This window comes from Pseudomonas sp. WC1, assembly GCF_050586565.1.
Lineage (GTDB): Bacteria > Pseudomonadota > Gammaproteobacteria > Pseudomonadales > Pseudomonadaceae > Aquipseudomonas.
Window position 1 is genome coordinate 1 of sequence record NZ_JBOBDQ010000102.1, and the last position, 9,437, is coordinate 9,437.

Sequence of the window (9,437 nt, forward strand, 5' to 3'; positions counted from 1 at the left end):
CGGCCAAGGTGCGGCCAGCCAGGCGCCTGCCATTACCGTGGCGGACCGCAACCAGCCGCTGGTGCTGTCGTACGCCCAGCAGCGCCAGTGGTTCCTCTGGCAACTGGAGCCAGATAGCGCCGCCTACCACATCCCTGCAGCCTTGCAACTGAAGGGGCGTCTGAACCCCGAAGCGTTGCGTCAGGCCTTCGAGAGCCTGATCGCTCGCCATGAGAGCCTGCGCACCACCTTCGACCAGCAAGGTGGCGAGGCGCAGCAGCGTATCCACGCGCCCGCGACGTTCACCCTGGTCATGGAATCGCTGCAGGACACCTCGACCGAGGCGGTCCGCGAGCGCGTGGCTCGTGAGATCCAGCGCCCGTTCGACCTGACCCAGGGGCCGCTGCTGCGGGTGCGCCTGCTGCGCCTGGCCGAGGACGATCACGTGCTGGTGCTGACCCTGCATCACATCGTCGCCGATGGCTGGTCGATGCCGATCATGGTCGATGAAGTGGTCGACGCCTACCTGGCCTTGAGCCAGGGCCGGCAACCCGAACAGCCGGCCTTGCCGGTGCAGTACGCCGACTATGCCGTCTGGCAGCGCCAGTGGATGGAAGCCGGCGAGCAGGCCCGCCAGCTCGACTACTGGATGGCACAGCTGGGCGGCGAGCACTATGTGCTGCAACTGCCCACCGATCATCCACGGCCCACTGTGCAAAGCCACGCCGGTCGCAGCCTCGCCATCGAGGTGCCGGCGCCGCTGGTTCAGGCTTTGAAGGCACAAGCGCGCCAGCAAGGGGTGACGCTGTTCATGCTGCTGCTGGCTTCGTTCCAGAGCTTGCTGCACCGCCAGACCGGGCAGGCCGACATCCGTGTCGGCGTGCCGATCGCCAACCGCACCCGGACCGAGACCGAGGGCTTGATCGGCTTCTTCGTCAACACCCAGGTGCTCAAGGCGCAGTTCGAGCTCCACACGACCTTCAGCGCGTTGCTGCAACAGGTCAAGCACGCCGCCTTGCAGGCCCAGGCGCACCAGGACCTGCCCTTCGAGCAACTGGTCGAAGCGCTGCAGCCGGAGCGCAGCCTGAGCCACAATCCGCTGTTCCAGGTGATGTTCAACCACCAGGCCCAGCGCCCGGACCAGGGGCGCGAACTGCCTGGGCTGAGCATCGAAGGCCTGAGCTGGGGCAACCCAACGGCGCACCTCGACCTGGCCCTGGATACTTTCGAAAGCGAACACGGCCTCGGTGCGACCCTGACCTACGTCAGCGACCTGTTCGAGCACGCCACCATCGAGCGCATGGCCGCGCACTGGCTCAACCTGTTGCAGGCAGTCAGCACCCAGCCTGCCCAGCGGATCGTCGAGCTGCCGCTGCTCGATCAGGCACAGCGTCAGGTCATCCTCGGGCAGTGGAGCCGACACGAGGTGGTCTACCCCGACTCGCGCACGGTGCAGCAACTGTTCGCCGACCAGGCCGCGCGTACCCCGCACGCCACGGCGCTGATCTGCGAAGGGCAGCAGCTCACCTACCAGGCCTTGGACCTGCGCGCCAACCAGCTGGCCCATCGCCTGCGCGAGGCGGGCATCGGCCCGGACGTGCGCGTGGGCATCGCCCTGCCGCGCAGCCTGGACATGGTGGTCGGCCTGCTGGGCGTGCTCAAGGCCGGCGGCGCCTACGTGCCGCTGGACCCCGACTACCCGCACGAGCGCCTGGCCTACATGATGGAGGACAGCGGCATCGCCCTGTTGCTCTGCCACAGCGCCCAGCGGCAAGACCTGGCCGTGGCACCGCAGGTACGCAGCCTGTGTCTGGACAGCGAGCCGCTCGATGCCTGGCCGAGCCATGCGCTGCCGGCGCTGGGCGACCCCGACAACCTGGCGTACATCATGTACACCTCCGGTTCCACCGGGCGTCCCAAGGGCGTCGGCATCAGCGCCGCGGCGCTGAGCCGACATGCCCATGTCGCCCAGGGTTTCTGCGGCCTGTCGGCGGCCGACCGGGTGCTGCAGTTTTCCACCTTCAACTTCGACGCCTTCGTCGAGCAGCTGTACCCGGCGCTGATCTGCGGCGCCAGCGTGGTGCTGCGCGGCCCGACGCTGTGGGACAGCGAGACCTTCTACCGTGAAGTGGTGACCCAGGGCATCACCTTCGCCGACCTGCCGACCGCCTACTGGTACCTGCTGGCCAAGGACTTCGCGGCCAAGGGCCCGCGCGACTATGGTTCGCTGCGGCGCATCCACATGGGAGGCGAGGCCATGGCCGCCGATGGCGTGCTGGCCTGGCAACAGGCCGGGCTCGGCCATGTGCGCCTGCTCAACACCTACGGGCCGACCGAGGCCACCGTCAGCGTCATGAGCCACGACTGCAGCGCCTATGTCACCGGCGCGCAACCCCTGCCGGTGCAGATCCCGATCGGCAAGGCCCTGGGCGGGCGCTCGATCCACCTGGTGGACGCCGATGCCGACCTGGCCCTGCCGGGCGCCATCGGCGAGCTGCTGGTCGGTGGCGAGCTGCTCGCCCGCGGCTATCACAATCGTCCGGGGCTGACCGCCGAACGCTTCATCCCCGACCCGTTCGCGACAACGCCGGGCGGGCGCTTGTACCGCACCGGCGATCTGGCCCGTTATCGTGAGCACGGCGTGGTGGAGTACGCCGGGCGCATCGACCACCAGGTGAAGATCCGCGGCTTCCGCATCGAGCTGGGCGAGATCGAGGCGCGCCTGCGCGAGCACCCGGCGGTGCGCGAGGTGCTGGTGGTCGATATCGATGGCCCGGGCGGCAAGCAACTGGCCGCCTACCTGGTGCCCAACGCCATGCCCGAGGCCGAGGACGGCCTGCGCGCCGAGCTGAAGGCGCACCTGGGCGCCAGCCTGCCGGACTACATGGTGCCGATGTACCTGGTGTTGCTCGAGCGCATGCCGCTGCTGCCCAACGGCAAGCTCGATCGCAAGGCACTGCCGGCCCCCGATACCCGCCAGTCGCAGCCGGCCTACGTGGCCCCGGTCAGTGAGCTGGAACAACAGCTGGCGGCGCTGTGGGCCGAAGTGCTGCAGGTCGAGCGGGTGGGCCTGGGCGATGACTTCTTCGAGCTGGGCGGGCACTCGCTGCTGGCGGCCCAGCTGATTTCCAAGATCAACTCGGGCCTGGGCATCGACATCCCCCTGCGCCTGCTATTCGAGAAACCGCAATTGAATGATTTTGCCCAGGCCTGTGCCAGCACCGGCTTGTCGTTGAGCGAGGACGGCTTGTCCGATATCGAAAGAATGATGAATGAAATGGCGGGCGTCTGAGATGGACAAGAGCACAGCAGAACGTATCGCCAAGCGCTTTGTCGGCCTGGCCCTGGAGCAGCGTCGGCAGATCCTCGACAAGATGCGCGAGACCGGGCAGAGCTTCCGCTTGCTGCCCATCGCCGTGACCCGTCACGACAGCCCGCGCGTCCCGCTGTCCTATGCCCAGCAGCGCATGCTGTTCCTCTGGCAGCTGGAGCCGCACAGCAGCTTCTACAACGTGCCGATGGCGGTGCGCCTGAGCGGTTCGCTGAACCAGCAGGCCTTGGCCCAGGCCCTGGAGGCGCTGGTGCGGCGCCATGAGAGCCTGCGCACGCGGTTCGTCTCCGAGCAGGGCGAGTTCCACCAGCAGGTCCTCGAACAACCGGGCGTTGGCCTGGAGGTGCGCGAGGTGCAGGCCGGGCCGGGCGAGGATATCGAGCAGTGCCTGCGTACTGCGGTGCGTGAGGCACTGGATGAACCCTTCGACCTGCTCGAAGGCCCGTTGCTGCGGGTCCGCCTGTTGCGCCTGGCACCGACCGAGCACGTGCTGACGGTGTGCATGCACCATATCGTCTCCGACGGCTGGTCGGGCGAGCTGATGGTGCAGGAGTTCGTGCACCTGTACGAAGCGCTGTCGCAAGGGCGTGACGCCAATCTGCCGCCCCTGGAGGTGCAATACGCCGACTATGCGATCTGGCAACGCGCGTGGCTTGAGGCCGGCGAGGGCGAGCGCCAGTTGCAGTACTGGAAGCAGCAGCTGGGCGATGAACACCCGGTGCTGGACCTGCCACTGGACCACGAGCGTCCGGCGCACCCCAGCTACCGTGGCGCGACCCTGCGCAGCGATGTGCCGGCGGCGCTGTCGGCGCAGCTCAAGGCCCAGGCGCGCAGCCAGGGCCAGACCGTGTTCATGCTGACCCTGGCGGCGCTGGCCGTGACCCTGTCGCGCTACAGCGGCCAGGCCGACATCCGCATCGGCGCGCCCAATGCCGGGCGCAACCGCAAGGAAGTCGAAGGCCTGATCGGCTTCTTCATCAACACCCAGGTGCTGCGGGTGCAGGTGGACGAGCGCCAGAGCGGCGCGGCGCTGCTGGAGCAGGTGAAACAGGTGGTCAGTGGCGCACAGTCGCACCAGGAACTGCCGTTCGAACACCTGGTCGACGCCCTGGCGCCGGAGCGCAACCTGGGCCATAACCCGCTGTTCCAGGTGAAGATCAACCAGAACATGGCCGACACCGAGGCCGGCGCCCAGGCCCGGCAGACGCTGGGTGAGCTGAGTGTCAGCGGTTTTTCGGTCGAGGGCAGCGATGCGCGCTTCGACCTGGCCTACGACTTCACCGAGACCCCCGACGGCCTGCAAGGCTACTTCACCTACAGCACCGACCTGTTCGAAGCCGCGACCATCGAGCGCATGGCCGCTTCGTTCCAGGCCGTGTTGCGTACGCTTGTCGAGCACCCCGACGCGGTGTTGCTCGATCACCCGGACGCCCAGGCTGAGCAGGTCGAAACCGCTGCCCAAGGCTGGCCGCAGCAGGACTTCCTCGCCCTGTGGCGTCAGGGCCTGCAAGCCGGTGCCGGGCAGCCGGCATTGCGCGCGGGGGATCGTACGGTCACCTATGCCGAGCTGGAGCAGCAGGCCAACCGTTTCGCTCATTACCTCAAGGCGCAGGGTATCGCCCCGGGCATGACCGTGGCGCTGTGCCAGGAGCGCTCCATCGAGTGGGTGACCAGCCTGCTGGCGGTGCTCAAGCTGGGCGCGGTGTACCTGCCCCTGGACAGCCGCCAGCCGGCCGAGCGCCTGCAGCAGTTGCTGCAGGCCAGCGCCGCGCAGCTTTTGGTGCATGCCCAGGGCGACGTCCAGGCGGCGGGGCTGGGCGTGTGCCGCGCCGTGGCCTATGACGCTTTACTGTATGGCGACTGCGACGACCAGCCACCGGCGGTGCGTATCTTGCCGCAGCAGGCGGCCTACATCATCTACACCTCGGGTTCCACCGGGCAACCCAAGGGCGTGGTGGTCAGCCACGGGGCGCTGGCCAACTATCTGCAGGGCGTGTTGCAACGCCTGGACGTGCAGCCCGGTGCCAGCCTGGCGATGGTATCCACCGTGGCCGCCGACCTTGGCCATACCGTGCTGTTCGGCGCGCTGGCCTCGGGCCGGCTACTGCACCTGCTGGGCCACGACCAGGGCTTCGATCCGGATGCCTTCGCCAGCTACATGGCCGAGCACCGCGTCGATGTGCTGAAGATCGTGCCCAGCCACCTGCAAGGCCTGTTGCAGGCCGCGCAGCCGGAGCGGGTGTTGCCCGAGCAATTGCTGATCCTCGGTGGCGAGGCCAGTTCCTGGGCCTTGATCGAGCAGATCCGCCGCCTGAAGCCCGGCTGCCGGATCATCAACCACTACGGCCCGACCGAGACCACCGTGGGCATCCTTACCCACGAAGTCGGCGCGCGCCTGCCTGGCTGGCGCAGCGTGCCGGTGGGCCGGCCGCTGGACAACGGCCAGGCGCGGGTGCTGGACGCCTACCTCAATCCGCTGCCCGAGCGCGTGGCCGGCGAGCTGTACCTGGGCGGCCAGGGCCTGGCCCAGGGTTATGTCGGCCAGCCGGGCCTTACCGCCGAGCGCTTTGTCCCCGATCCGTTCGGTAACAACGGCGAGCGGCTGTACCGTGCCGGTGACCGCGCGCGCCTGGACCAGGGCGTGCTGGAATACCTGGGCCGTGGCGACGACCAGGTGAAGATCCGCGGTTACCGGGTCGAGCCGGGCGAGGTCGGCCAGGTGCTGCAAGGCCTGCCCGGCGTGGCCGAAGCCGTGGTGCTGGCGCTACCCCTCGACAGCGACCCCACGCGCCTGCAACTGGTGGCCTGGGCCGTGCCGGCGGCGGGTGTCGAGCTGCAGGCCGAGGCCCTGCGCCAGGCTTTGCTGGCGCGCCTGCCGGAGTATCTGGTGCCGGCGCAGGTGCTGCTGCTCGAGCGCCTGCCGCTGACCGCCAACGGCAAGCTGGACAAGCGTGCCCTGCCCAGACCGGGGGTGGTGGCCAAGCAGCGCTTTGTCGCGCCGGTGGGGGAAATCGAAGAGAAACTCGCCGCGATCTGGTGCGAGGTGCTCAAGCGTGAGCAAGTGGGCAGCACCGACAACTTCTTCGAACTGGGTGGCGACTCGATCCTCAGCCTGCAGATCATTGCCCGCGCCAAGCGCCAGGGCATCAAGCTCAGCCCCAAGCAGCTGTTCGAGAAGCAGACCATCGGCCAGTTGGCGGCGGTGGCCAAGCTGATCGAGAAGAAAGCGGCGGCCGAGGTGGTCGAGCAGGTCAGCGGCAGCCTGCTGCTGTCGCCGATCCAGGCGCGTTTCTTCGACACCGTGATTCCCCAGCGCCACCACTGGAACCAGGCGGTGCTGCTGACCCCGCGCCAGCCGTTGACGGCAGCCTTGCTGCAACCTGCGCTCAAACTGCTGCTGAAACAGCACGACGCCCTGCGCCTGGGTTTCAGCGAGGATCAGGGGCAGTGGCAAGGCCAGTTCTCGCCGGTCGACGCGCAGCAGTTGCTGTGGGTACATCAGCTGGACGATGCCGCACGCCTGCCGGAGCTGGCCGATGAGGCCCAGCGCAGCCTGGACCTGAAGAATGGCCCGCTGCTGCGCGTGGTACTGATTGACCTGCCCGAGGGGCAACAGCGCCTGCTGCTGGTGATCCACCATCTGGTGGTCGATGGCGTGTCCTGGCGTGTCCTGCTCGAAGACCTGCAGCTGGCCTGCCAGGCACTGCTGGCCGGCAAGGCGCCGGTGCTGCCGGCCAAGAGCAGCTCGCTCAAGGCCTGGGCCGAGCATCTGCGCGAGCATGCCCGCAGCCCCGCGCTGGTGGCCGAGCTGGCCTACTGGCAGGCGCAGTTGCAGGGTGTCAGCGACGTCCTGCCTGGGGCGAACCTGCAGGGTGGCCAGCAGCGCAAGCATGAAATATCGGTGCGCACCCACTTGAACGCCGAACTGACCCGGCAACTGTTGCAGGAGGCGCCGGCTGCCTACCGCACCCAGGTCAATGATTTGCTGCTGACGGCGCTGGCACGGGTTATCCGCCGCTGGACCGGTGAGGCGCATGCGCTGATCCGCCTGGAAGGTCACGGTCGCGAAGACCTGTTCGACGACCTCGACATCACCCGCACGGTCGGCTGGTTCAGCAGCCTGTACCCGGTGAAGCTGACCCCCGCCGATGACCTGGGCGCGTCGCTCATGGCGGTCAAGGAGCAACTGCGCGCCGTGCCGGCCAAGGGCATTGGCTACGGTGTACTGCGTTACCTGGGTGACGCGCAGGCCCGCGAAACCCTCGGCGCCCTGGCCCAGGGCAGCATCGTGTTCAACTACCTGGGGCAGTTCGACGGCAGCTTCGACAGCGAGCAAGGGTTGTTCACCCCTGCGCCGGAAGGTGCGGGGCAGGGGCAAAGCCCGGAGGCGCCGCTGGGCAGCCTGCTCAGCATCGATGGCCAGGTCTACGCCGGTGAACTGGCGCTGGACTGGAGCTTCAGCAGCGCCGTGTTCGAACGTGGACAGATCCAGCGCCTTGCCGACGAGTACGCCGAGGAACTGCGCCTGTTGATCGGGCACTGCACCACCCCAGGGGTGGCGGGGGTGACGCCTTCGGACTTCCCGCTGGCCAGCCTCGACCAGCGCCAGCTGGCGGCGCTGCCGGTGGCGGCGGGCAACATCGAAGACATTTACCCGCTGTCGCCGATGCAGCAGGGCATGTTGTTCCACAGCCTGTACCAGCAGGAGACGGGCAACTACATCAACCAGACTCGCGTCGAAGTGCAAGGTCTGGACGTACCGCGCTTCATCGCGGCCTTGCAGGCTACCGTGGACAACCACGAAGTGCTGCGCAGCAGTTTCTTCAGTGGCTACGACCAGTCCCTGCAAGTGGTGCAGCGCCAGGTGCGGCTGCCGCTGGTCGAGCTCGACTGGCGTGACCAGGCCGATCTGCCGAGGGCGTTGCAGGAATGGGCCGAGGCCGACCTGCGTGCCGGTTTCGACCTGGCCAGCGGTCCGCTGCTGCGCCTGGCGGTGATCCGCAGCGCCGAACAGCAGTACCAGCTGGTGCTGACCAACCACCATATCCTGCTCGATGGCTGGAGCAGCTCGCGCCTGTTCGGTGAGGTGCTGCAGCGTTACGCCGGTTTCACCCCGGCAGGCAAGAACAGCCGTTACCGCGACTATATCCAGTGGCTGCAACGCCAGGACCAGGCCGCCAGCGAGCGCTTCTGGCGCGAGCGCACGGCGGAACTGGACGAGCCCACGCGGCTGGCCCAGGCCTTCAGGTCCGAAGCCCAGGGCCACGGGCAGGCCGAGCATCAGATCAGCCTGGATGCACAGCGTACCCAGCGCCTGGGCGAGTTTGCCCGGGACCAGCGGATCACCCTCAACACCCTGGTCCAGGCTGCGTGGTTGTTGCTGTTGCAGCGCTACACCGGGCAGGCCTGCGTGACCTTCGGCGCCACCGTGGCCGGCCGCCCGGCGGAGCTCGCGGGCGTCGAGGAGCAGTTGGGGCTGTTCATCAACACCTTGCCGGTGGTCGCCAGCCCGCGCCCGGAGCAGGCCGTGGGCGACTGGGTACAGCACGTGCAAGGGTTGAACCTGGCCCTGCGCGAGCACGAGCACACGCCGCTCTACGAAATCCAGCGCTGGGCCGGCTGGAGCGGCGAGGCGCTGTTCGACAATATCCTGGTGTTCGAGAACTACCCGGTGTCGGAGGCGCTGCAGCAAGGCGCTCCCCAGGGATTGGTGTTCGGCGAGGTAGCCAGCCAGGAGCAGACCAACTATCCGCTGACGCTGGTGGCTCAGGTGGGCGAAAAACTGTCGGCCAGCTTCAAGTTCGACCGCGCCAGCTACGCCGAATCGGCTGTCGGGCAGATTGCAGTACACTTCGTCGAATTGTTAGAAGGGTTGGCGGACTCGTCGCAACGGGCTTTGGGTGAGCTGGTGCTGAGCACAGCGCCGCTACAAGTGATCGACAGCTATCCGAGCTCGGCCTGCGCCCATGCGTTGATTGAGCAGCAGGCGGTGCGTACGCCTGAAGCGATCGCCGTGACCTTCGCTGGGCAGACGCTGAGCTACGACCAGCTCAACCGCCGCGCCAACCGCCTGGCACACAAGCTGCGCGCGCAGGGCGTGGGGCCGGATGTGCTGGTAGGCATCGCC

At 67.8% G+C, this 9,437-nt stretch carries 2 protein-coding genes and 1 pseudogene; all 3 read left to right on the plus strand.

Going from position 1 to position 9,437, the window contains the following annotated elements:
* Positions 1–3,271 (plus strand): amino acid adenylation domain-containing protein (locus tag ACQ4OD_RS26085; RefSeq protein ID WP_430945196.1); only part of this gene is annotated, 3,271 nt, incomplete at its 5' end.
* An 82-nt stretch (positions 3,272–3,353) separates the two neighbouring features.
* Positions 3,354–4,706: pseudogene (locus ACQ4OD_RS26090) on the plus strand (condensation domain-containing protein); the annotation flags it as partial.
* A gap of 12 nt (positions 4,707–4,718) precedes the next feature.
* Positions 4,719–9,437 (plus strand): amino acid adenylation domain-containing protein (locus ACQ4OD_RS26095; RefSeq protein ID WP_430945197.1); only part of this gene is annotated, 4,719 nt, incomplete at its 3' end.